The sequence below is a fragment of the Shouchella phoenicis genome (assembly GCF_047238345.1).
In the GTDB taxonomy this organism is placed as follows: Bacteria; Bacillota; Bacilli; order Bacillales; family Bacillaceae_D; genus Shouchella.
In genome coordinates, this window is the sequence record NZ_JBDFMQ010000002.1 from 75,756 (window position 1) to 99,419 (window position 23,664).

Consider the following 23,664-nt stretch of genomic DNA (forward strand, 5'->3'; position numbering starts at 1 on the left):
TTGATGTTTACTAAGCACACTATGAAAGAATAAGGAAGGACTGGGAAATGCCTAACAAAACGTTCAACAATTTTAAAAATAGTAACCATTTAGATAAAGGAGAAAAAATGACAATATCTATAGCTTATGGAAAGACAGAAAATGTAATTAATTATTTAGATGGATTCGATATAAGACTGAATCAAGATGAAAGGGATAACTACAATAAATTAAAGTTTCCTACTAATCAAAGAGATTATCTAGCTGCCCATTTACTCACCCGTTATTGCATAAACCATCTTACGGGTGTGGCTTTTCATGAAATAAATTTGACCCAACATTGTGCAACTTGTGGTGGGAAGCACGGAAAACCAGAAGTAAGCTATCCTGCAAATACGTTTGTTTCTTGGTCACATACGAGTGGAAATGTGGCAAGTATTTCAGCTCATAAACCAGTAGGCATTGATATTGAAAAAATGGGGGTAGCATTGGATGCAGTATTTGGAGAATTATTCTTATCACCATTGGAAAGAGAAGAGATTTCTTTTTCAGATAGGGATGAATTAAGTTCGACATTGTACAAGATGTGGGTTAAGAAAGAATGTCTAATTAAGTTAGGCTTATATCAAATCGATCAAATGAAAGATATCTGTTTGACTTCTACTAACCCTTTTTATTCTCATAATAGAAAAAGATATTCGTTTATCGATATTGACTCAGATTCCATGATGGGAGCTGCTGTATACGAAATAGAAGACGGTATCATCGAAAAGGCCTCACTCACTCATTTATAACTAGTCACCTTACTCGACTCCTGTTCCTTTATTTAATTCGCTTTTTAAATCAGAGCTTCTGCTTGTCTTAATCGTCAAATGACACATTTCCCAATATCGGTCTAGTCTATTCAAAGGTATACTTGTTAAAAGGTACAAATAGAAGCAGCTAGATGCCGTATCTTTGGGAACGTGTATGTTAAAAACGAAAAGGAGCTATTATATGATGCAGGGCAGTCTAAAGGAAATGTTCTCAATTCAGGTAGACGAAAGACCAGAGCATATCGCGTTAACGTTTGGTCATACGCAAGTGACGTATGGAGAGCTAGATCAAGCTAGTAATCGCCTTGCCAACTATCTTCTGGAACACGGCGTAAAAAAGGGGCAATTAATTGGACTTTCTCTCAATCGATCGCCTCAACTAATTGTAGCAATGTTAGCTACGGTGAAAATTGGTTGTGTTTATGTCCCCATTGATTCAAAATACCCTCAAGAACGTATCGAATACATGATTCGTGATTCGTGCGTCACTTCTCTTATCACGACATCTACTACTCTCGCTCACATACCTTACCTCAACATGTCTACAATTTTACTTGATCAAGAAGCAAGTGAAATTAATAGGATGACAGCAACACCTCCAGCTATTCACGTTGAACCACTTGATTTGGCTTATATTATGTATACTTCTGGATCGACCGGAATGCCTAAGGGTGTAGCGATCCCACATGAACCCATTATACGACTAGTGAAAGAAACGAATTATTTTCAAATCGATCACCATCAAACCGTTGGTCACTTTGCGACAACTTCTTTTGATGCATCCACCTTTGAAATATGGGGAGCTTTACTAAATGGTGCGAAGTTAGCGATTAGTAACCCGGAACCAATTACTCCGGAAAGTGTTGCTGAGGTTGTACGTGACCACAATGTAACCATTATGTTTTTAACCACAGGTTTGTTTAACCTCATGGTCGATGAAAGGGTAGACGATTTGATAGATCTCAAATACTTAATCAGTGGTGGCGAAGTGATGTCGCCTACCATTGCCAAAAAAGCTGTGGAACGTTTGCCGAATACTCAGGTTTTTAATGTTTATGGTCCAACGGAAAACTGTGTCTTTAGTACGGCATTCGAGTTGACGGCTCAAACAAATTTTGATATGAGCATTCCGATTGGTAAGGTTCTTAATGGAACTTCGATGATGATTGTAAATGAGCAGTTGGAGATTGTTGATGATGGTCAAATCGGTGAGCTTCTTCTAGGCGGAAACGGTCTTGCGAGTGGCTATTGGAATCGTGAGAAGCTAACGAAAGAAACGTTTATTTCTCTGAATCGTCAGCGGTTTTATCGAACAGGAGACCTTGTTCGTATGCTTTCAGATGGAACTATTGAGTATTTAGGTAGGATGGATCAACAAGTAAAAATTCGTGGTTTTCGAATAGAACTGGCTGAGATTGAAAATCATATGATGCTAAATGATGACATTAAGCATTGCTCCGTTTCAATTCAAGAAAGTATGCCAGGAGATAAACGGCTCGTGTCCTATCTTGTCCCTTATAATCAAACAACCTTTAATCTTAAAAAAGTAACTTCTTATCTAAAACAAAAATTACCTGAATACATGATCCCCTCTAACTATGTCCTATTAGATAGCTTGCCCTTAACGAATAACGGGAAAGTAGATCGAGAGGCATTGTCGACTATACCGTTCACTCGTCCTAACTTTGGCGTGCCCTATAAAGCGCCACATACAGAAATGGAGCAACAGCTGGTACACATCTGGCAAGACTTATTACAAGTCGATCAGGTCGGAGTGGACGATGATTTTTTTGAAATTGGTGGAAATTCTCTTCTCGCAGCTCGAGCGACAATTCGTATGAAAGAAATACTTCACACGTCATTACCATCAAGCGCGTTATATAGACATTCTACCATTTTTAAACTAGCCAGCTTCATAAAAGATCAATCTACAGAAACCGATTTAACTACAGTGAATTTGGCCAATGAAATCCAATTGGAAGAACGAATTACACCACCAGTTGAATTTAACCCTTCTTTCTACAAACAAAAAGCGATCTTCTTGACAGGAGCAACTGGATTTTTAGGAGCGTTTTTAATCAAAGAATTTCTGGAGCATGATGAGGAAGCGAATATTTACTGTCTAGTTCGTGCATCTAGTGTTACAGAAGGTCTACGACGCATTAAAACGAATATGGAAAAGTATCATATTTGGTCTGATGCGTATGAGTCGAAGATTATGCCGATTGCTGGTCACTTAGATCGACCAATGTTCGGGTTAACCCGAGAGCAATTCGATCAATTAGCGAAAACGATTGACGTCATTTATCATAATGGGGCGAAAGTAAACTATGTTCAAACTTACGATATGCACAAAAGTGCAAACGTAACTGGTACACAAACGATCCTTGAACTTGCGTGCACATCCACTCTTAAACCGGTTCATTATTTATCAACCATTTCTGTATTTGGTCCGATTGGTTATTTTACGGGCATTAAAGAATTAAAAGAGGATAGAGATTTGAAGATAAGTGAACCTTATATGGATAAAGACATGGGTTATGCGCAGAGCAAGTGGGTTGCTGAAAGCGTAATGTGGGAGGCACACAAACGAGGAATTCCCATGACCGTGTTTCGTCCAGGCTTTATCATGGGTGATCAACGTACAGGTGTTAATAACACCGAAGATTACGTGGCTCGAATGATCAAAGGCTGCATCCAATTAGGAACTTACCCTCATTTACCTAGACAAAGAAAAGAATTTATACCTGTAGATTTTGTGGCCAAGGCGATCAGAGAAATTTGCCTCAATCCTAATAACTTTGGGAAGGCATATCATCTAACGCCACCAGCCCATAGTATCGATCTTGCTGATTTCTTTGCAGAAATGTATACCACACTTGGTTATTCGCTTAAGGAAGTTCCTTATAAAGAGTGGGTTCAACAACTTATCCACGATACTAAAAATTCTAGCGATAATGCCCTGACTCCATTTCTTACGCTTCTTTCTGAAGAGCTTTATAGAGGAAAAACGGCCTTTGAGCTTTATGAAAATATGCCCTCGTACAACTCGAACAACGTGAAAGACGCTCTTAGCGAGAGTGGGCTACCTTTTCCCGTAATGGACAAGAAGTGGATACTTACTTGCTTAAATTATATGAAGAAAACTGGGTTTATTTTAGCACCACTATTACGATTATAAAGAAAATAAGATAGTACGGAGTTAAAATAGATTGTACGAACATAAATAAATTAGAGTCTGTGAAAAGGAAACATTGGTGATTGTCAGATTTAAATAGTAGAGATTTACTTAAAACTAACGTTTACGCATACAGGTTACTTTAAAAAAAGCAAGAGCCAAGTAAATGTATGAAAAAACATATTATCAGCTTACTGTAAAATTATATAAACTTCAAACGCATTAGCTATATAACCTATCTCTTAAACAATGGCGCTGTTATAGCCTTTTTGTAACCCTTGCAATCGTAGTAAAAAGGGCTTGTCCACTGGTGGGGATGTCATGGGTTTATAATCATTTCCTTATATATATCGGCTTTCGGAAAATAAATTCAATAAACTCCGCCTCCTCTATCAAGATAAGCCTTTTGTAAATATTAATTTGTTTGATTAACTATACTTGTATTAAATCGTAATAAAATATATAATTTACCATAAATGAATTTTCTTAATAATTTAATTGGAATTATAATTAAGATTAATTATGATACTGTATAAGATTCTTGGAGGAAAGTTATGTTGATGGCGAACACAATGTCAGGTTATATATGTATTAAGTGTGGAAAGAGGTACCCAATTTCTAATTATTATAAAGGATGTATTGAATGTTTAAATAACGGTTATCCCTCTAGTTTAAGTATTGAATACAAAGATGGATTTGAACTTTACAATTGGTTACCTTTTATTTCACCTATTACTCTTGGGGAAGGAAATACACCATTAATAAAAAATTTAGTCGATGGTTTTGACAACATTATAGTTAAAAATGAGAGTACAAACCCCACTGGTTCCCATAAAGATAGGATAAGTTCTTATACAATTTCAAGTGCAATAAGCCAAGGTTATAAAGGTGTAGTAGTTGCTTCAAGTGGTAACGCAGCCCTTTCTATTTCTTCTTATGCTGCTTATGCAGGTATAAAATGTGTTGTTATATCAACAAAAGCTTTAGATAGATACTTGCAAAAAGTTTTAAAGAAGATGAGTGCAGAGGTTATTCTGGTAGAACAATCTTTGCAGAGGTGGGAGCTGATGAAAAAATATGTGAACGAAGGTTATTATCCAGCCACTAACTATATTAATCCACCCGTAGGGAGTCAACCAATAGGCGTTCAATCTTTTAAAAATATTTCTAGAGAGATATTCTTACAACTTAATCATTCAGTGCCTAATAAAATAGTTGTTCCAACATCAAGAGGAGATTTATTTTGGGGAATCTATGAAGGTTTTAATGAGTTATACAATCATGGATTTGTTAAATTCATTCCACAAATGGTAGCGGTTGAACCATTTCCTAGAGCAAAAAAAGTTTTAAATGGAGCGAGTTATACAGATCATTTTAATGGGAGCACTAACTTATATTCCATAAACGGACAAACAGTAACTTATCAGCTAATTAAAGCTATAGAAGAAAGTAGAGGGGAAGCTTTTATAGTAGATGAAGAGGATGCTAAGAGAGAACAACATGCTTTATTGAAAAAAGGGTTAAATATTGAATTGTCGTCAGCTACTGTGATGAGTGTAGCCAAGAAGATTTCTAAAAATAACGGTTTAACCTTGGCAATTTTAACTTCGTCAGCAACTACACCCGTACTCTACTCATAATTAAAATGGAACAAATTAAAAGGGAGGCTTTACAATGTTATGAATAATATCTCTTCTATTTATGGAGATTATCAATTTCCTAGGTTAAGTTTATTAAAAAATAACCTTACAGGTGCAAGCTTTCATTTAATGAAATTAGCGCCTGCAATACATATAATTGAAAAAGCGGAAAAAAAGGGTTATTTAAAAAAAGGAGACACAATTATAGAGACAACTTCGGGTACGTTTGGTTTGGCGCTGGCCATGTGTGCGATCATAAAAAACTATAAGCTAATATTAGTGAGTGATCCTGCAATTGATACCAACCTTTATAAAAGATTAAGAGAATTAAATGTTGATATAAGGATTGTTGAGAAAGAAAGTAATAACTTAGGGTTTCAAGAACTTAGATTGGAAATTCTCAAAAATATTTTAACTGAAAACCCCAATTATTATTGGCCAAATCAATACGATAACTATTGGAATACTGAAGCTTACTTCAAAATAAGCGATTACATATCGGAAAATACCGAAAAGATAGATTGTATTATTGGCCCTGTCGGTTCAGGAGGCTCAATGTCGGGCATAGTTGGTCGGTATAGGGAAAAATATAATCCTAGTGTCAAATCATTTGGCGTCGATACTAATAATAGCGTTTTGTTTGGACAACAAAATGGTAAAAGAGTATTAAGAGGATTGGGTAATAGTCTAATGCCTAAAAATCTTAATCATAGTTTATTTGACTATGTATCATGGATAGATGCCAAAAGTTCATTTGAATACACAAGGGAATTACACAACAAATATGGTTTATTTTTAGGGCCAACAAGTGGCGCCGCTTACGGAGTCGCAAATTGGTATTCAGAGAAAAATCCGAAAGAAAAAATTTTGGTTATTTTTCCTGATGAAGGTAATCGCTATATCGAGTCCGTATATAACGATAGTTGGATTACTGAAAATTTCGGATTAAATAACTTTAATACCAATGAATTGAATTCTCCGGTAAGAATCAAATCTTTGAAAGAGGCGGCTCATTATTATTGGTCTTACATAGAATGGAATAGAAGAATATTAGACGACGTTAAGGTGGATTCTAAACATGAGCAAAGTTGAGCAGCTATATATAGGCAATGCAATTGGACACCATGGCGAATTAATTCAGGGAAGATTAATTAGTCATGCATCAGAAGATACTAAAAAAATGTCTATTACCTTGCCCTGGAGTGAGATAGGTTCTACTGCTACATTATCAGTTAATAATTCTTACGGTGGAATTATATGTAGCTCTTTATCAAAAGAAAAGGCACTCAAAGCAGCTAAATTGACCTCCATGTATTTGTTAGGTGAGGAGTTAAATGGTGAACTGACAATTTATAATAGTTTAGCAGTTGGCAAAGGCTTAGGCACGTCAACTATGGATGTTTTAGCAGCCATTAGAGCTGTTTCAAAGAGTTGTTTTAAGAAATTAGAAAAATGGGAGGAGGCAGAGCTTGCAACTAAAGCAGAATTAGCATGCGATGCTGTAATGTTTGATGATACAACAGTGTTGTTTTCTTCTGAAGATGCAACAGTTTTAAAAGATTTTAACAGAAAGCTCCCTTCTATGTTAATAATAGGTTTTGATTCAGAACCTAAGACAATAATTAATACCTTAGATTTAAGAACCCCAAATTACAGCAATGAAGAGTTAAAGATATTCAATCAGCTAGTAGATACTGTAGAAAAAGGAATAATCTCTAATAAATTAGAATTAATAGGGGAAGTAGCAACTATAAGTGCAGATATAAACCAAACATATTTACCGAAAAAAAACTATCATAAAATAAAAAAAATAGCCGAAAATTTTAAAGCTATTGTTGGTATTCAAATTGCTCACACAGGTACTGTTATGGGATTAATCTGTGATCCAGACTCTTTTAAAAATAGTTTATTTGAAGATATAAAATTAGAATTAAATAATATTGATGTAGAACCATATTTAATAACAATAACATAAAGGAGGAATCTGAAATTGAATATAATTATAATTGAAGCTACTTCTACAGGAGCGGGATTAAGAATTATAGAAACGGCTGTTAAAGAATTACACGAAGTATTCTTCATAACAACAGACATCAATAAGTATAAAAATGATATTAAATTTAAGAGTGTTACTAACAAAATTAATATCATTTCAGTTAAAAAGTTGGGTTTTGAGGATGTAGATCAAGTTGTTGCAAAAATTAATGAAAATATTATTCTTGATGGAATTGTCAGTATAACAGACAGTGGAATTGAAGTAGCAGCAGAAATTGCGCAAAAATATAATCTAATCTCCCCAAGTTATTCGTCTATTAAATTATTAAGGAGTAAATATGCAACTAAACATCTAGCATTAAAAAATAATGTAAAGACTGCTCAATTCCTGAAAATAGACAATTTAGAGCAATTAAATTCGTTTGCAGATGAATATGGGTTCCCGTTAATACTTAAGTCCAGTATAGGTACTGGAAGTTCTCAAGTTAGACTTTGTCTGAACATAGAAGATTTATATGACATCTATAAGATTATTAAAGAAGCAGCAGATAAACAGAATGGCGTTGTATTAGCAGAGCAATACATTTTAGGCCCGCTATACAGTGTTGAATGTTTTATTAAAGACGGATTAATAAATTTTTTGGGGATCACTGATAGAGACTTAGGTAAACCGCCCTTCTTTGTCGAGGAAGCTTATACTTTCCCAATAAGTCTAGAAAAAAATATTGAGAATGAATTGTATCTGATAACCGAAAAAATACTAAAAGCTGCTAATTTTGATAATGGTTTTGCACATGCAGAGTTTATCCTCTCAAAAGATGGAGCGTACTTGATAGAGGTTAATCCACGATTAGCTGGAGGGTTGTTAGGTCCTATGATCTCACTAAGTTATGACTTTGACCTTTATAAAGAGCTTATAAATTTGTATACAGGGAAACCTGTTTCAATTCCTCCAGAGCCCGTTATGGGAGCATCGACTGTTGTAATTTATCCGAATAGTACAGGAGAGATATCGCAAATTGATAAATCTAAGGCAGTTATTTGTCCAGGGGTTATGGAGGTGAAAATAAATGCTGTAACAAATCAAGTAATGAAGCCTGCTATAGATTTTAGAGGGGATGTTGGTTATGTTCTTGCTTGCGGTGACAATGCTAGTCATGCAAGATCTAATAGCAAGACTGCGGCAAATAATGTCCAATATAAAATTAGATAATTAAGGAGAGATAACTCATGAGTACAAGTAAGAAAGGTGTAATTAATGTTGTAGGAATTTCTTTTAATAATAAGCACCTGACAGAGGAAGTAAAAGAAACTATCATTAATTCTGATGTTATTGTAGGACATAAAAATTTTACAGATAGTGTATCAACACTTATAAGAGAAAATACTTTTGTCTATAATGATATGCACTTAAAAGACGGGAAGGAATATTCATTTAGGGAAAAAAGAATTAATTGTGCAATAGAACATGCTGTTGCAGATAAAGTAGTTACAATTATTTCAAGTGGAGATCCAGGAATTTATGGAATGAGCGCATATGTATTTCCCGAATTGGAAAAGCGAGGTTTACGAGATATCATAGAGGTTAATATAAAACCAGGAATAACGGCAGCTCAAGTAGCTGCAAGTAAAATAGGAGCACCGTTAATGAACGGTTTTTCTTTATTATCTTTATGTGACGATATTACACCTAAGGTGACGATAAGGAAAAGGATAGCGTCGTTGGTTAAAGGAGATATTGTAATCGTTTTATATAAATTAAGATATAATTCTGAGTATTCCCCAGAAGATTATCCTCTAGAAAAATATCCAGAATTTCATCCTCCAGTGGAGAGAGCTAAGGAAGAGTACAATTATTTAGTAGATTTACTAATGGAAAATAAAGACACTGACACACCGATCACTTTAATTAAAAATCTTGGTGATGTGAATGAAGAAATAATATATGGTAATGTAGGTGAATTTGAAAGTTTTTTTAAATATACTAATATAACAAGTATTCTTATTATAGGCAATAGCGAAACAAAAAAATTCGGTGAATATCTAGCGACGCGATAACCAAGGGGGATATATGAGATATTTATTATTGGTTGGGGGATGGGATGAGCTTGTTTCTAAAGTTAGCAAGATGAAAATACCATTCGTTTTAATCCAGAAAAAAGAATTAGTCACTCAATACCAGATAGATAATGCTTATGCAATTGAAATAGTGGACAATTTTGAAGATCATTCTTTAATAGTAGATGTAGCGAAGCAACTCCATCAAACATATAATTTTATCGGCGCTTTATCATTTACTGAATTCGCGTTAGAATCTACTGCTTATATAGTAAAAGAATTAGACATCAAAGGGAATAGATTAACGCCTACAATATTAACCAGAGACAAGCAGAAAATGAGGGATAAATTAAATGCTTGTAAATTTGAGAATAATAAATATGCAATAGTCAATTCTCTTGAGGAAGCTTATAAGTCAAGTGAAAACGTAGGATTCCCGCTAATTATGAAACCAATCAAAGCAGGGGGTAGTGCAGGTGTAATAAAGATAGATGATACAAAGTCTCTAAAGAATGCATGGGGTAAATTAAAAGAATTAAATTATGATAGTTACATACTAGAAGAATATTTTTCAGGAATTGAGTTTAGCATAGAGACAATTTCTTTTAATAAAAAACATTATCTAGTTGCTATAACAGAAAAAATAACAACAGGTGCTCCAAATTTTATAGAATTAGGTCATAATCTTCCAGCAGATATATCTTTCACCTTAAAAGAGCGGATAAGAGAGTTTGTTTTTAATTTTTTAGATGTAATTGAACAAGATTTAGGTCCAGCACATACTGAGATTAAAGTTTTTAATGGAGAATTTAAGATAATCGAATCTCAAACAAGAGTAGGGGGAGACAGAATATGGAAGATGATTGAATTATCTACAGGGATTGACATGTTCCGAGAAACAATAAACTCCATTTATAATGACAAATTAGATTTAATTTTCACCAAAGAAAGTTATTCATTTATTCGTTTTTTTTCACTGGAGAATGTAATTTTGGAAAATGTAACTGGTATTGATAGAGCTAATTCTTTAAAAAATATAATTGATATTAAAATTACAAAGGAGAAAGGAGAAAGAATAGGAGGCCTTAATTCTTCAAATTCACGAAGTGGTTATATAATTGCAACTTCAACAGATTATCAGGAGGGATTGTCTAGTGTTAAGGAAGGGTTTAATCAAATTTATTTCGAAACTAAGCCGATTCAAATTCAATAAACCAAAAGAGTCTTATCATGGAATATAAGTATAGTAACAGAAAAATAAGAATTATAATTTTAATCATGTTCTTTATGAACATCGGTTTTTATATGTTAATTCCTTATTTATCTGTTTACTTAACAGATTCTTTTGGTTTAGCAGGAATAATTGTGGGATTTATTATGGCTATTCGTTTATTCTCCCAGCAAGGTTTAACATTTGTTGGAGGAGCAATAGCAGATAAAATAGGTATTCGTAAAACGATTATTATAGGTACAGTAATAAGGAGTATAGGATTTTTACTATTTGGCGTTTCTAATGGAATGTATTTACTAATTTTGGCCGCTGTCTTTACAGGTTTTGGCGGGGCGTTATTCACGCCGGCAACAAGAACAGCACTTACGTTGTATTCGTCTGATGATAAAATAAAGAAAAAAACTTTTTCCACACTGAATATTGCAGACAATTCAGCCTTGGCCTTAGGTCCTTTAATTGGATTAGTTTTAATACAGTATAACTGGGCAATAATATCTATTGTATCTTCAATGATATATTTAATCGCTGGAATAGTTGCTTATTTGATAATTAATAAATCTTTGGAAAATATAAATTCCAGCTCAAGTACTTCTATTTTATCAAACATGGCTCATGTGCTTAAACAGAGAACATTTATATTAACCATTGCTGTGACTATTCCTTATTTTTATACAGCACAACAAGTTTATCTATTATTTCCCGTTGTAAGTGAAAGAATAAATGAAACTTGGCTTGTTAGTTTAGGTTTTTTAATCATTGCACTAACGGTAGTTGTAGGACAAAAGCCACTGGATAAAATTATGCATAAATTTATCACGAATGATTATAAAAGGATTATTGTCGGTTACTTAGTACTATGTGTATTTATCTTTCCAAATGTGTTCATTGTTAATAAATACACCCTAATTTTATTTATAATGGGAGTGGCGTTTAGCATAATTATTATAGGTCCTACTATTAATGTATTAGTAACTAAGTTCTCAACTCCAAAAACATTATCAAGCTTTTTTGGATTTTCAACATTGTCTGCTGCTATTGGAGGCGCGTTCGGAAATTTATTTGCAGGCGCACTTATAGATTTAATAACAATAAGTAGCTTAAACTTTGTTCCTTGGCTCATAATTCTAATTACAAACATTTTTTCGGTACTCTTTATTTATTCTTACTTCATCCGAAAGCAACGAACATCTAGATTGATAGGTCTTTAAGCGGTTTGTTAGTGCAGTTGAATTAATGAATTAAATAATAAGGACGGTCAAATACCATATATTTCATTTGTGTTTTTAAAAAATGACCAAATAACCCATAACCTGAAAAACTCAGGTAAGGGTTATTTTTAATGCTAAGCTAATAATCAAATGCAACCGCCCTTTTTTTGATCAATCTGTTTTTCACTTGATTGCATGCTATAACATGTGTTCAGGTCTTTTTAGATTGTGCTCTTAGCTCCTATCTTACAAGCAATTTTCTAAAGGATTAATATAAAGCTGTTTATTAAAACATAAGTAGGTAAGCGGTTCTTTTCACACAACCAAAATTTAATTTACCTTAATATGGTAACCAACCAGAATCAAAAAACAATCAAGAAAGGAAAATTATATCAAAACCAAAGGTCATATTCGTTCGATCTTCCGTATTATTTATTTTTGCACTGGTTTTTGATAGTAAAATATCGTGTGTTATATTTAAGCCCATAAATTTAAGTATGATAAGATGTTGAACGGGATTCACGGCTTTGGACTACGGAAATCTGATTGGAGTGGATGAGTTAACTGCTTTCTAAAGGTGTTATGGTAGAGCTCATGAAAATGGCTATGTTCTAGTAATGCCATGCACCCTAAACTTTATAATGGTGATAAAATACTTTTGAGCAGTAAGATTCCTCGTAGTTTCAACGTGAAGAGTAAAAAGAGATACGTTAACATTAACAAAGGTTTCCTCAAACAATATTAGCTATTTAAACTGTCCAATTCTATATGTAGATCAAAGATTATTGTGGTTTACTCACCCGATTGGTTTATTTGTCTTTATGATATTTTAAGTCGATAAAATAGCGTATGGTTGAATTTAACCTCACTTAGGTTATAATAGATTAAAAAAGAATCATAGTAGGTGAGGAAATGAAAAAACCGTATACACTTCCATTCTTGCCCATTCATTTCACAACAGAAGAGGAATTAGATTTTTATAAAAAAGTGGTTCAAGCAACGGCTGAACTTGAAAAATTAAAGCAAAAATTACGCTATTCGTTTGTGAACCAATCGTTTATTCAATTAATGACCCTTCAGGAGTCGGTACAGTCGACCCGCATTGAAGGGACACAAGTCACGTTTAGTGAGATGTTAGAAGACCACTTGGACCAGAAAGAGGATTTTGACCGAATTGAAGTGCGAAATTACCAAGCCGCTTTAGCGTATGGTGTGGATCTTGTGCGATCTGGCTATCCCATTACAGAGCGGTTAATCCGAGATCTGCATAAAATCTTAATGGAAGGCGCAAGAGGATCGACAAGCGCAGCAGGCGAGTACCGCAAAATCCAAAACTATATTGGGCCGACCGCAAATATTAAAGATGCATCTTATATCCCTCCAGAGCCACAGCTGATGGCGGACTATATGCGGAATCTTGAGCATTACATTAACGGCAATCCCTATCAAAAGGAAGAAGGGGATGACTTACATCCTTTAATGAAAGCCGCTGTGGTTCATGCACAATTTGAATCCATCCACCCATTCCTAGATGGCAATGGACGGTTGGGAAGAATTTTAATTGTCCTGTATTTGTTAGAGGCCGATTTAATTGACTCGCCCCTGTTTTTTTTAAGTGAAGAATTGGAGCGAGAAAAGTTTAAGTATTATGCGATGTTGAACGGTGTTCGTGCCATCGGGCTACCGAAGGCTGATTGGAGTGGCTGGATTACCTTCTTTTTGGAGGCGACCCAACGAATGGCTAGACAGCAATACGAAAAGTTGGACAGAGCGGAGATCTTATATCAAGAAGGGTTGGACAAACTGGACCAACCATCACACAAAGCCATTTGGCGTAGCTTGTTTACGTATCCCGTGGCGACCGTTCAGCAGATTGAGCAGGAAACCAATTTGGCGGCATCGACCATTCGAAAAGCGCTCAATCAACTCGTCTCTTTACGAATGATTTATCAAGACGACCGTAAGCGAAACAGACGGTATTACCATTACGATCTCATTCGTGCGCTAAATGGGTAGGTTCAATTGATATAAACGTGGTTACTAGAGCAGGGCGCATATGCGTTCTGTTTTTTTAAGATGTGTTGCAGGCTTTTCAAGTGGTCTTATTTCCTTTTACTCACACGTTTTGTTTACCATCTCCAGGGTATTAATTCGTATATGATTACTCTGGAGGTTTTTTACATGTTTGTTAAAAACCCATACCTCGATATTCTGATTTGTTTCGTAGGAACGTTTTTCACGACGTATGTTCTTCACCTTTTACTAGCATTTGCCGACCATAGCTTTCATGAAAATTGGTCATTACACCTAGCTCAAGCGATTGGATTAACAACAGGCTTGGCCCTTTAGTACATTGGGCAATAAGCAAAAACCAAATCACAATAAGTGAAATTCGGAGTGGTAGCATGAAAGGAAACCGTTGGATCATTTTTATAGGTGCATTTGTTCTTGCTATGCTGATGGGTTCTTTAATTAATTTCATCATGTATGGTGTTCGCTTTAGCGATCGCTGGCCCTCGCATGTCTTGATCTCAATATCATTTGCAATTGTCCTTGCCTTTGTGAGTCCAGCCATAAAGGCGAGAAGGGAGTCTTAACATGTATGGTTTTAATAGATGGACGTATACGCTCACAATAGCCCTTATTTGCGGTAGCGTCTATTTAACGTTAAGTTATTTTAATGATGATCAATTAAAATGGCTAAATGCTTTGATTCTAACCATCGCTTTATTTATAACATGGTTGTTCATTTATCCGAGATTCTTTAAGAATCGTGAAGATAATCAGCCGTAGTCTATTCACACACAATGAACGGAGGGAATGAGGCTGTACACCTTAAGAGATCAAAGCTACTCTGAAAGTAAAGTTGAACTAATTTACCATGTAACTGACCGAAAACAATACGTTGAGGATGAAATGATTGTTATATATGGGGTGATTGAATTTCAATATGGCAACAACTGAGTATACAAACAAGACATTTCATTAACAGTGGATGACCTCAACAGCCTTAAATACCAATTGGACAATCTTGATTTTAGCAGTCCCTTAAACGTACTTACCTTAAATGAGCCAGACCTCACTTTCTTCATTTTAGGAGTAATTGAAAAAGATGGTCCGTTGGATTTAATAATTAGCTTGGATAGCGGGCAAGCAGTATCGAACATGGGAACAGACTCAGGAGTCGCTCTAAGAATGAGAGTTACAGTTAATAAATTTAGCGAGTGGATCTTACACATAAAAAATCATAAATAAGTAATACAAGAAGCGACGAGTAGTATTTTTGTAGATAATGAATTTAAACAATTGGGGTTATATTCGCCTTTTTTAATCTCAGTTTGGTCAGACTGTCTGGTTAATCACTCTACAATATTTACTTGGTACTTTTTCTGTTTGCCAAACATTGTTATCAGATAAATAAAATATAAATTCATCCAGATACATTTGCTCTGTAGCGACCTCTATAATTATTGCATCGCCACGTCTTTCACCAACAGCTATTGCTGTGAGTGAATCATCAGTGAGGTGAACAAATTGCCTTTTCATTTTCGATATTCCTGTTTCTAATATTTTCTTTACAGAACTAACAGAGGTACCATGAAATAAATATGTTGGTGGTCTACATTCTTTCATAAGTATTTTTAGCGAGATAGAGTGACCTTGATTAGCTCTAACCATAGTCTTTGTCTCATTAAAGCTGTATCGGTTCTTTTCATCAGTGGTGACAAGCTCTTCTAACGTGACGAGATCAATACTTTTCCCATACTTAGTCATTTTTTCAATAAGAAGATCTACGTTTGCATAACCATTTTGATCTAACGTAATTCCAATTTCTTCAGGTCTGTGCCTTAAAATTAAACTGAGGAATTTACCTAAATCATTTGTCATAAGCCCTGCCTCTCTTCTCTTTATTTTTGAAAATCCCTTGGTCATACTATTATTTTACTCTTGTAACATGTTATGAGGTGACACCTTTTATAAATTTCCTAAATTTACTGCTCAGTTTATGGATACTATGAGATCCATTTTACTGGTGTTAAAATGCTATTATTGTCATAGCTTTGAATTTACAGGTGTAATATAGAATGGTGAGAAATTTAGAAAGTAGGTAGAGTGGCCGTTCCTCATGAGACATAATTATGTACATATCCACTGAACAAAAGAGAAAGGTTATTGCAGAGTTAAAGAGCGATCTGAAAGAATTGAATGAAGAGTTACAGATTGACCAGAAAGAGGATTTTGACCTGTGAGGAATTACGAAACCGCTTTAGCTTACAGTCTGGATCTCGTACGATCTGGCTATCCAATTACAGAGTGATTAATACGAGAATTACATAAAGTCTTGATGAAAAGCAAGAGAGGATCAACAAACGCAGCAGGTGAATACGGCAAGATTCAAAATCGGGACGATCGCTTTAATAAATTTTTCTTCTTTTACATACAACTTAAATCAATGGCTTTATTGAGTATTTGTGCTCAGTTTCACATTATGTAAAAAAAGGTATGGATATTTAATTATGAATTTTTTATTTATATTGGAGTGATTAAGTAATGGAATCACGTTTTTTTCAAGGATTGGCAATTATAGCCTTAATATTATTCTTTATTTCACTATATACTCAGGTGGTGGTTCTTTTAATCACAGCTGTAATCTTAATGATTGTCCCTGTTGGCCGTCATTTTATAGCTAGACTTAGAAACGGTGAGATCATGAAAGCTTTATTAATTTTGTTTGTAATTGGTTTTGTCACTTACGTTGTTTTTGAAGTCTTTAATTTTTAAAAATGGGAGGATTGGTTGATATGACTCATGAGAATAAAAGTAATAAAAAAGGGATCATCACTGTATCGATTGGTGTTTTAATAGGCGGAATTTTAATGGCTATATTTGGATAAAAGAAGCCTTTTTCAAAGAAAAGGCTTCTTCATTTAATTACCCACATTCATCTTCTAAGACGATATCTGCAATCTCATCCATTGCTAGATTACACGAAATCCCTATAACAAGGCCTGCAATTCCCGTCGGAAGCGTAATTCCTAGTGCCCAAGGCAATCCTGTACACACAACTTCACTTATAATCTGTTTACGTACAAAACAAGAGACATCATTCCAGCTTAAATCATAGACAGTCACTTCTGAAACTTGACTAATTAATTCAGTAATCTCTTTTTGTACATTAAGTGAATCATTGGTAAACTCAAGAAGTGTTTGTGTTTGATCCTGGATGATGTCTCCCTCTACATCGTAGGCTGTTAAAGTAGCTTCATCCTCGTAAAGGTCTCCCTCAATATTAAGAACTGTAATGACATCCAATTCTTTTTCCGAGTTAAACACAGCATAAACATGGATAGTTGTTTCTCCTTCAATTCCAAAATCAGCCGTATAAAAAACTTCTCCTGATACATCGTAATTTAAAATAGTGGCATCCTCAATATTTGGTGATGAAGTTGGTAACAAGTCACTAACAATCGGGTGGCTCTCAACTTCTGAAATGAAATGCTGAATGTCATCTTCATTAGTCACCTCTTCTCCATCTGCAGAGAAGCCAAATTGATCCATATATTCTAAGATTTCTCCACTTTGAAGTGGATGATACGCTTCTAAATCTAGGAGGTTCATCGTAACGGGACCCGCAATTCCATCAACGTTCTGATCATAAGCTTCTTGAAACTCTCTTACTGCAGACTCAGTTGCTGGTCCGAAACTACCGTCAACATCTATTGAGATATCAACTTCATCTTGATCGTTTAACTGGTTTTGAATACGTCGAACTAGACTACCTGTATCCCCTCTTCTTACAGCCAGTGTCGTTAGAAGTTCATCCATGGCTTTGAGGGTGCTTGGACCCGCTGTTCCATCTACAACAAGATTATTTAAAAACTGGAAATCTCGAACCCCTTGAGTAGTACCAGGACCATAGTTGCCGTCTACGGCACTCTGTTGAATGTAAAAAAACAATAAATCTTCTTGTAGGATTTCTATTCCTCGACCAGAAGTGTTCGGTCGTTGAACAATATCATCGCGAAAACGTGACAATGTTGCTGGACCTGCTACACCATCAACCTGAATTCCTTTTCTCTCTTGGAAACGTTGAACCCAATCAGTCGTTTCGGGTCCATAGCTTCCATCTACACCATAGTTTGGTAACGCACTTGGATTCTCACGAATTAGTTGCCTTTGTACCATTTCAATCCAACGTGTCTTCGCTTCTGAATTTACAACTTGATTATCAATTGCCATTTTGCATTTCCCCTTTATCTGAATGATTTTTTGTTGCCTATTCTATAAAGGGGCTTTCGCCTAATTTAAACAACCGATTGATTAAATTTCTTCTAATAAATTATTTCCACACCCATTAAATAAAAAAGACAGCCATTTCAGTTTGGCTGCCGCACTAAATTATTGTAGATAATGCTCTCGAAGATATTTTTTCAATTTCATTGTATTTCCTAAAAATACTTTCTCACCTTTTTCTTCTTTAATGACAATAAGAGGATAACCTGAACCTTTACGTTCGATAAATTCGTTCATATTTTTCTTGGTTTCGAGAGGTTTTTCGTTGTACCTAATTCCATTTTTATTTAACCACACCTTTAGAAATTTACATGGGGGGCAGTTATATTTAGTAAATACGTCAATGTTCATAAAAATAATTCCTCCTTTATTATAAAAGAGGAATAACTTCATAAAAGACAACCAGTTACATTAATTAAGTAAGATTTATTCATGAACATAATTTTATTAAAAAGGAGATTGGTCGCACCCAATCTCCTTTAATGTATGTCCGTAGCTGTTTAGCGCAGTTACAACAACTCTACATAACTCCTATACTCGTGTTATGAATAAGCCACTTTTTAATTCATAAATAAGTGAACCCGTTCACATGCAGTTCTTTTGTAACCGTAAATATTTCTCATTTTGAAACTGTTGTGAGTCGTGCATTCCGATGAGGTTGATTATAAACCTAAAGGGAGTTAACGACTACACGTAACAGGCGACCCCCATTAGGATAGGGGATTCACGCAGATCTCAATTCCAATCGATTCTTGATTTCCGAAGCTTGCACGCCAGCCGACTCCATCAAAGGGTAGGTGCTGAGTGGCCTGGGTATCATCGACGTGATATGCCACGAGATCTGCCTGTCTAGTGCACCTTCTCCTTTTACATAGCGAGCCTGCCATCTCTACATGTGCGCCAATAGTCGTATTGGCGGTTGCATGAACATAATATAAGATGGAAAAGGCGCCGTATACGGTCAACTCGTATTTGTTACTAGGAGGACGATTTGCTTTAATTCCATTATTGATGCCCCCGATCCCGGTGCACACTTCGTTCTAACTCTCGTATGGCATCCGTTAAGTTGTCAATTCGCTTTTCAAAACGAATAAGCAAATAAACGGCCACAAGTGTGGGAAAGCCAAAGTTTCCGAGTAATATTGCCCAATCAGGTAAGTTTTCCATGTGATTCCCCCCTTTAATAAGAAAGAGGTTCACGACCTAAAAAAACAACGCACTCATTAAGAAATATGTTTAGCTTGGATTAATAAAAATACTTTTAAAAGAACGTGCGTTTGGTTGTTTTTTCTTAATTTATTTCTCTTTATTAAGTGAATCGTCTTAGAGAAGAAAAGGGGTGTACGGATTATGAAAGGCCAACGTACGTTATCTGAAGATCGGTTACTTATGTCTTTTTACGCGGATCCAGCAAATATAGACCTGTACAACAGAAAACATTTTGATAAACGAGCATCTTGCGCATTGGACAGGCGGTTTAAGCATTTTTATTTAAAAGCAAGAATGGTGAGCTACACAGACAAATTGGCCCGATACTATAGTAAAGAATTTGATAAGCAAAAGAGATTCCAACGAAACCAACTTCAGTTAGACACTCCTCATGACCAAAATGAAGACCAAACAGCCATTAACTTTGTCTCTTCTAACGCTAGTGAACCTGACGATGCTGTTACGCTAACGATACCGGACATTCTTCCAACCGCAAAATTACAAAAAGCATATGAGGAACTTAGTGATGAAAAGAAAAACATTTTGTCCTATCACGTTCTAGATCAATTAAATAATAAAGAAATAGCGAAACGAATGAACTGTAGTCCGCAAAATGTCTCAAAATTAAAAATAAAAACTCTAAAGGAACTAAGGAGTGTGGAGGCGCATGGACGAAATTAAAAAACAAGTGCTAGAGGAAATTCTTATAGAAATGGATCCACGTATCGTATATAGCTTAAACGAAACACCGATGCAAGAAAGAGAAGATTTGAAACAAGAGATTTATAGACGATTGCTTGAAGCCATTGATAAGATGGAGGTTGTAGACTTAGACACTTTTGTCGAGCGTAAATCTTATGAAAGAGAATCGAACGAGGATTAACTTATAACGATTGAAACAAAACCCCAACCTTCAAGGGTTGGGGTTTTGTATGAGTAGATGTAAGAATTTAAGCCTGACGGTGGTGGAAGTATACGTTTCACGGTATAGTGAATAGAGTAGTAGGCTTGTGATCCTTTCTCCTATTTTAATAGGAGGGAGGTGTTTAATTATTCCTTTACCCAAACGGAAACAGCGAATGGAACGACAGAAAGAAAAAAGAAAAAGCCGCAGGAAACTAGCCATTTCCGCAGCTTTAAGTGGACTTCTTTATTTAGCTTTAGAAGAGTCAATAAAGAAGTTTATTGAATATCTATTTAGTTCCCTAACAGGTTCTAAATAGGTTGCGATCGGTCAGAGTGATATCGGAGTCTCAGCCGACTGTCCGATATTGGATCGCTTTACCTACTACCACTCTGACCGATTTAACATGCTATCTATTACTAGTATATCTAATTGGTTCCAAATTTATGCACACATAAAAAAGACAAACAAAAAGCGCCCTATCTCAGCAGTAGGACGCTTTTTTAACGACGAAGCCATCGTCGTTCGGTGTTTAATTATTCCTATATCACTAGAATATCATAGGTTGCTTCTTATATCAAACCGTAAAGCTATTTCAAATGAACACCGAGTTTCTTCTATTATAATAGTCTCTTGATAGATTAGTCTTCTTCATAGTGTTTTTCTTGAATTTCTGTAAATAAATCAAGTTGAACTTCTTTAGCGCAGGTATAGCCACGTTTAATATAACGTAATTTTCTTCGATTAAATTCATTAAGATTAAAGTAAGTGAGCCGTTGACGACGACTTTCATATAAGACGAAATCGACTAGAGTATTGACAACCGAAATGGGCAAAACCTTTGTCGCGTTTTCAATCGCGCGACGTTCTTTGTAAGAGGGATAAAATGAGCGATTCTCAAGAAGTGTAAACGGATTCGTCGTTTCATATAACAGCAAATCATCATTTATCATCATTTTTCTTTCCTCTCCGCGATAAAAGCATTGGTTATGACATGTTACAACCCATACCCTTTGTTTTTAATTCCCTGTTTCATGCGATTGGTGTGCTTTGTTTTGATTTGAAGATTAGGTTCTTCTGCCGTAATGACTCTTTGAAAGATCGGCTCCATGGCCGTTTCATCATGTATCGACTTAATGGACGCGTTCATATATGTGTCACGATCAATCTTGGTCCAATCTAGTTCATAGCCGAAGTTCAGGCCGATTTGCCTGGTGAACTCACGATTGGTGCGACCATTCCCTTCTCGAAAGGGATGAATGTGATTGAGATACGCAAAGAAATCCGCCATCTCTTTGCTAAAAATGTCCCGATTGGTGGCGTTCATCTGCTTCATGGCTTTTGTGAGTTCTTTAACATTATCTGCAATGAAATAGGCATTAGCAAAACGCGTGTTGCCTTTTGCAATATCGACAGTCCGATACGTTCCAGCAAACCCATAAAGATCTTCAAACAAATAGCGGTGGATCTTTTTTAAGTGTTTGTCGTCGAATAACCCTCTTACGGGGTAAAGTTGCAGTTTTAATAGCTTTGGCGCCACAATTTCTTTCTCCATAAAGTCAAGGTCGTCCGCTTGGGTAATCCCTAGTTTATTCACTAACACACCGGTGTCGGGGTAGACATCCTTGGCACCTGTATACTTGGCCATCTTAACCTTGTCGCCTTTTAGCAAGATTTCTTTTCGCTTGCTCGACTAATTCCTCTTTTGTGAGCTCTCCTTGAGCAAAAGCAATCGCTTGTTGTTTTTGCTTCTCGCTCAATTCCAGTCCTTCAAATCGAAAAGAGGCTTCTACGTTGGCCAAATTCTTTTTCATATCCACCTACATTCACTCCTTTAAGACAAGTATTTTATTGAAATAAGCGTTCATCCCAATGCAAGGAGGCATCGTTTTTCTTCAACATGTATTGGCTGACGTAGCCCTCAGTCGTTTGACTTGATGCATGACCTACCGTACGCTGCACTTGTTGGATGGGTAATTGTAATTCCACAACGGAATAATTGACAAAAAAGTGCCGAAACCAGTGAGGGCTGATATTGCCTTCTTTTTGTGTGACCCATTTAAATCCAGTCTTTTTAATTAAGTGGATCACCACATTACTGAGATACTTATAGGAATAAAACCTGCCTGTATTTGAACAAAGTAATGGTTCTGTGTTTAGCGGGTCCAATTCGCATGTCAGGTTACGCCGCTTGCGAAAACGTCGTATGCTGTCCATCACCGGGTCCATTAGTCTCGCGTGACGCACAACGTTTCCTTTTCCGATGACCTTTAAATAATAGGCGTTTTGGCGAACGCTCGAGTCTTGGTAGACATCGCCCCACGTAGCGGATGCGATTTCGTCAATACGCAACCCCGTTGTGATTAGTAAAATCAGAATCGCATGATTAATCGGATGATCTTTATAATACTGTAGCAAAGACTGCACTTCTCCCACACTTAAATACCGATCTGGTTTTTCGTCGCGTCGGGTTGTGCTTTTTCGAAAGGCTACGTGGAGCGGTTGTTCCGTAACATCCTCGTCGTATAACCAGTTTAAGAACCCTTTTACAACGGCATTTTTACGTGTCCGAGTAGAGGCTGGGTAGCCCATTTTTCCATCAATACGGACGACTTCTTTTAACCATTGCTGATACTGACGAATGTGCACTTTCTTTAGCGATCTGATGAGAGAGGAAGAATCCCGTTGTTCAGCCTGAGCGCTGTATTGAAAGAACGACAAAAATTGAAGGAGGTCCCGCAAGTATTCTTTTTTCGTTTGGGCTTTGCGATTTTTTGCGTTATCGTCATATGTTGGTTTATGGACATAGTAATAAATCAGTTCAAGATCAGAGAATTGTTCAAATCCATGTAACGTGGATTGCTCTTGTTCAAAAACCATTCGTTCCAATTGATCAAACTGTTCTCCATTTAACAACATTCGGACTAAAGGCCCTTTGTTTGCTTCTGTAATCATGAGGTTCAATTGATCACCAAGTCGAGGTAAAAGGCTATGTGATTTAATGTCCATTGATCAGCAACCCCTTCCAATTAAAGTCATTTAGCCATTTGGTTTATATCCTTTTATTTTACCATAATATAGTGTTGTAATATAGGAGAGTTGCAGGTATAGAGAATAATAGATAATTTTTCTATTATCCATATATCTTCATTT

General features: G+C 35.7%; 25 protein-coding genes. 16 read left to right on the forward strand and 9 right to left on the reverse strand.

Annotated features, from left to right (window positions below; translation table 11 throughout):
- Positions 1–47: 47 nt before the first annotated feature.
- From ABC361_RS21050 to ABC361_RS21110, 13 genes are all read left to right on the forward strand, one after another.
- Entirely contained in the window at positions 48–773 is a 726-nt protein-coding gene (locus ABC361_RS21050) for a 4'-phosphopantetheinyl transferase family protein (protein ID WP_413075900.1), read from the forward strand.
- A 202-nt stretch (positions 774–975) separates the two neighbouring features.
- Complete coding sequence (locus ABC361_RS21055; RefSeq protein ID WP_413075901.1) at positions 976–3,975, forward strand: amino acid adenylation domain-containing protein; 3,000 nt, start codon at positions 976–978, stop codon at positions 3,973–3,975.
- Between the two features lie 551 nt (positions 3,976–4,526).
- Entirely contained in the window at positions 4,527–5,612 is a 1,086-nt protein-coding gene (locus ABC361_RS21060) for a pyridoxal-phosphate dependent enzyme (RefSeq protein ID WP_413075902.1), read from the forward strand.
- Positions 5,613–5,651: 39 nt separating this feature from the next.
- Entirely contained in the window at positions 5,652–6,704 is a 1,053-nt protein-coding gene (locus ABC361_RS21065; protein ID WP_413075903.1) for a cysteine synthase family protein, read from the forward strand.
- Positions 6,691–7,587 (forward strand): GHMP family kinase ATP-binding protein, encoded by an 897-nt coding sequence (locus ABC361_RS21070; protein ID WP_413075904.1) that lies wholly within the window; start codon positions 6,691–6,693, stop codon positions 7,585–7,587. Before ABC361_RS21065 ends, ABC361_RS21070 begins: the two co-directional genes overlap by 14 nt.
- Before the next feature lie 15 nt (positions 7,588–7,602).
- The gene (locus tag ABC361_RS21075; RefSeq protein WP_413075905.1) at positions 7,603–8,820 is read left to right on the forward strand and encodes an ATP-grasp domain-containing protein; all 1,218 of its coding nucleotides are present in this window, start codon (positions 7,603–7,605) and stop codon (positions 8,818–8,820) included.
- A 17-nt stretch (positions 8,821–8,837) separates the two neighbouring features.
- On the forward strand, positions 8,838–9,665 hold the full coding sequence (locus ABC361_RS21080; RefSeq protein ID WP_413075906.1) for a precorrin-3B C(17)-methyltransferase: 828 nt from the start codon (positions 8,838–8,840) through the stop codon (positions 9,663–9,665).
- A 13-nt stretch (positions 9,666–9,678) separates the two neighbouring features.
- Positions 9,679–10,878: an ATP-grasp domain-containing protein gene (locus ABC361_RS21085; protein ID WP_413075907.1), complete on the forward strand. Its 1,200-nt coding sequence runs from the start codon at positions 9,679–9,681 to the stop codon at positions 10,876–10,878.
- Between the two features lie 17 nt (positions 10,879–10,895).
- Positions 10,896–12,104: an MFS transporter gene (locus ABC361_RS21090; protein ID WP_413075908.1), complete on the forward strand. Its 1,209-nt coding sequence runs from the start codon at positions 10,896–10,898 to the stop codon at positions 12,102–12,104.
- A gap of 912 nt (positions 12,105–13,016) precedes the next feature.
- Positions 13,017–14,120, forward strand: coding sequence for a Fic family protein (locus ABC361_RS21095; protein ID WP_413075909.1), 1,104 nt, complete (start codon positions 13,017–13,019; stop codon positions 14,118–14,120).
- A 165-nt stretch (positions 14,121–14,285) separates the two neighbouring features.
- Positions 14,286–14,453, forward strand: a complete 168-nt coding sequence (locus ABC361_RS21100; protein WP_413075910.1) for a hypothetical protein — start codon at positions 14,286–14,288, stop codon at positions 14,451–14,453.
- Between the two features lie 56 nt (positions 14,454–14,509).
- Entirely contained in the window at positions 14,510–14,701 is a 192-nt protein-coding gene (locus ABC361_RS21105) for a hypothetical protein (protein ID WP_413075911.1), read from the forward strand.
- 1 nt (position 14,702) lies between these two features.
- Complete coding sequence (locus ABC361_RS21110; protein WP_413075912.1) at positions 14,703–14,897, forward strand: hypothetical protein; 195 nt, start codon at positions 14,703–14,705, stop codon at positions 14,895–14,897.
- A gap of 549 nt (positions 14,898–15,446) precedes the next feature.
- On the opposite strand, the gene ABC361_RS21115 is transcribed toward ABC361_RS21110, so the two are convergent.
- Positions 15,447–15,992 carry an RNA 2'-phosphotransferase gene (locus tag ABC361_RS21115; RefSeq protein ID WP_413075913.1) on the reverse strand — a complete coding sequence of 182 codons (546 nt, stop codon included), beginning with the start codon at positions 15,990–15,992 and terminating at the stop codon, positions 15,447–15,449.
- Positions 15,993–16,655: 663 nt separating this feature from the next.
- Between ABC361_RS21115 and ABC361_RS21120 the strand changes: the two genes are divergently transcribed.
- Positions 16,656–16,886, forward strand: coding sequence for a hypothetical protein (locus ABC361_RS21120; protein ID WP_413075914.1), 231 nt, complete (start codon positions 16,656–16,658; stop codon positions 16,884–16,886).
- A gap of 150 nt (positions 16,887–17,036) precedes the next feature.
- Here ABC361_RS21120 and ABC361_RS21125 read toward each other — a convergent pair whose 3' ends face one another.
- The 4 genes from ABC361_RS21125 to ABC361_RS21140 form a co-directional block, all read right to left on the reverse strand.
- The gene (locus tag ABC361_RS21125; protein ID WP_413075915.1) at positions 17,037–18,344 is read right to left on the reverse strand and encodes a peptidoglycan-binding domain-containing protein; all 1,308 of its coding nucleotides are present in this window, start codon (positions 18,342–18,344) and stop codon (positions 17,037–17,039) included.
- A 159-nt stretch (positions 18,345–18,503) separates the two neighbouring features.
- On the reverse strand, positions 18,504–18,749 hold the full coding sequence (locus ABC361_RS21130) for a glutaredoxin family protein (RefSeq protein WP_413075916.1): 246 nt from the start codon (positions 18,747–18,749) through the stop codon (positions 18,504–18,506).
- Between the two features lie 359 nt (positions 18,750–19,108).
- Positions 19,109–19,432: an N-acetylmuramoyl-L-alanine amidase gene (locus ABC361_RS21135; RefSeq protein WP_413075917.1), complete on the reverse strand. Its 324-nt coding sequence runs from the start codon at positions 19,430–19,432 to the stop codon at positions 19,109–19,111.
- Positions 19,404–19,565 (reverse strand): YvrJ family protein, encoded by a 162-nt coding sequence (locus ABC361_RS21140; RefSeq protein WP_413075918.1) that lies wholly within the window; start codon positions 19,563–19,565, stop codon positions 19,404–19,406. The genes ABC361_RS21135 and ABC361_RS21140 overlap by 29 nt, the downstream gene beginning before the upstream one ends.
- Before the next feature lie 183 nt (positions 19,566–19,748).
- On the opposite strand from ABC361_RS21140, the gene ABC361_RS21145 reads away from it, so the two are divergent.
- The gene (locus tag ABC361_RS21145; protein WP_413075919.1) at positions 19,749–20,288 is read left to right on the forward strand and encodes an RNA polymerase sigma factor; all 540 of its coding nucleotides are present in this window, start codon (positions 19,749–19,751) and stop codon (positions 20,286–20,288) included.
- Complete coding sequence (locus tag ABC361_RS21150) at positions 20,275–20,490, forward strand: hypothetical protein (protein WP_413075920.1); 216 nt, start codon at positions 20,275–20,277, stop codon at positions 20,488–20,490. The genes ABC361_RS21145 and ABC361_RS21150 overlap by 14 nt, the downstream gene beginning before the upstream one ends.
- 662 nt (positions 20,491–21,152) lie before the next feature.
- On the opposite strand, the gene ABC361_RS21155 is transcribed toward ABC361_RS21150, so the two are convergent.
- The 4 genes from ABC361_RS21155 to ABC361_RS21170 are packed head-to-tail and all read right to left on the reverse strand — an operon-like array spanning position 21,153 to position 23,520.
- Complete coding sequence (locus ABC361_RS21155) at positions 21,153–21,467, reverse strand: hypothetical protein (protein WP_413075921.1); 315 nt, start codon at positions 21,465–21,467, stop codon at positions 21,153–21,155.
- Between the two features lie 41 nt (positions 21,468–21,508).
- Entirely contained in the window at positions 21,509–22,159 is a 651-nt protein-coding gene (locus ABC361_RS21160; RefSeq protein WP_413075922.1) for a Fic/DOC family protein, read from the reverse strand.
- A 1-nt stretch (position 22,160) separates the two neighbouring features.
- Entirely contained in the window at positions 22,161–22,325 is a 165-nt protein-coding gene (locus ABC361_RS21165; protein WP_413075990.1) for an antitoxin VbhA family protein, read from the reverse strand.
- A gap of 34 nt (positions 22,326–22,359) precedes the next feature.
- Positions 22,360–23,520, reverse strand: a complete 1,161-nt coding sequence (locus tag ABC361_RS21170) for a tyrosine-type recombinase/integrase (RefSeq protein ID WP_413075923.1) — start codon at positions 23,518–23,520, stop codon at positions 22,360–22,362.
- Between the last annotated feature and the right edge of the window lie 144 nt (positions 23,521–23,664).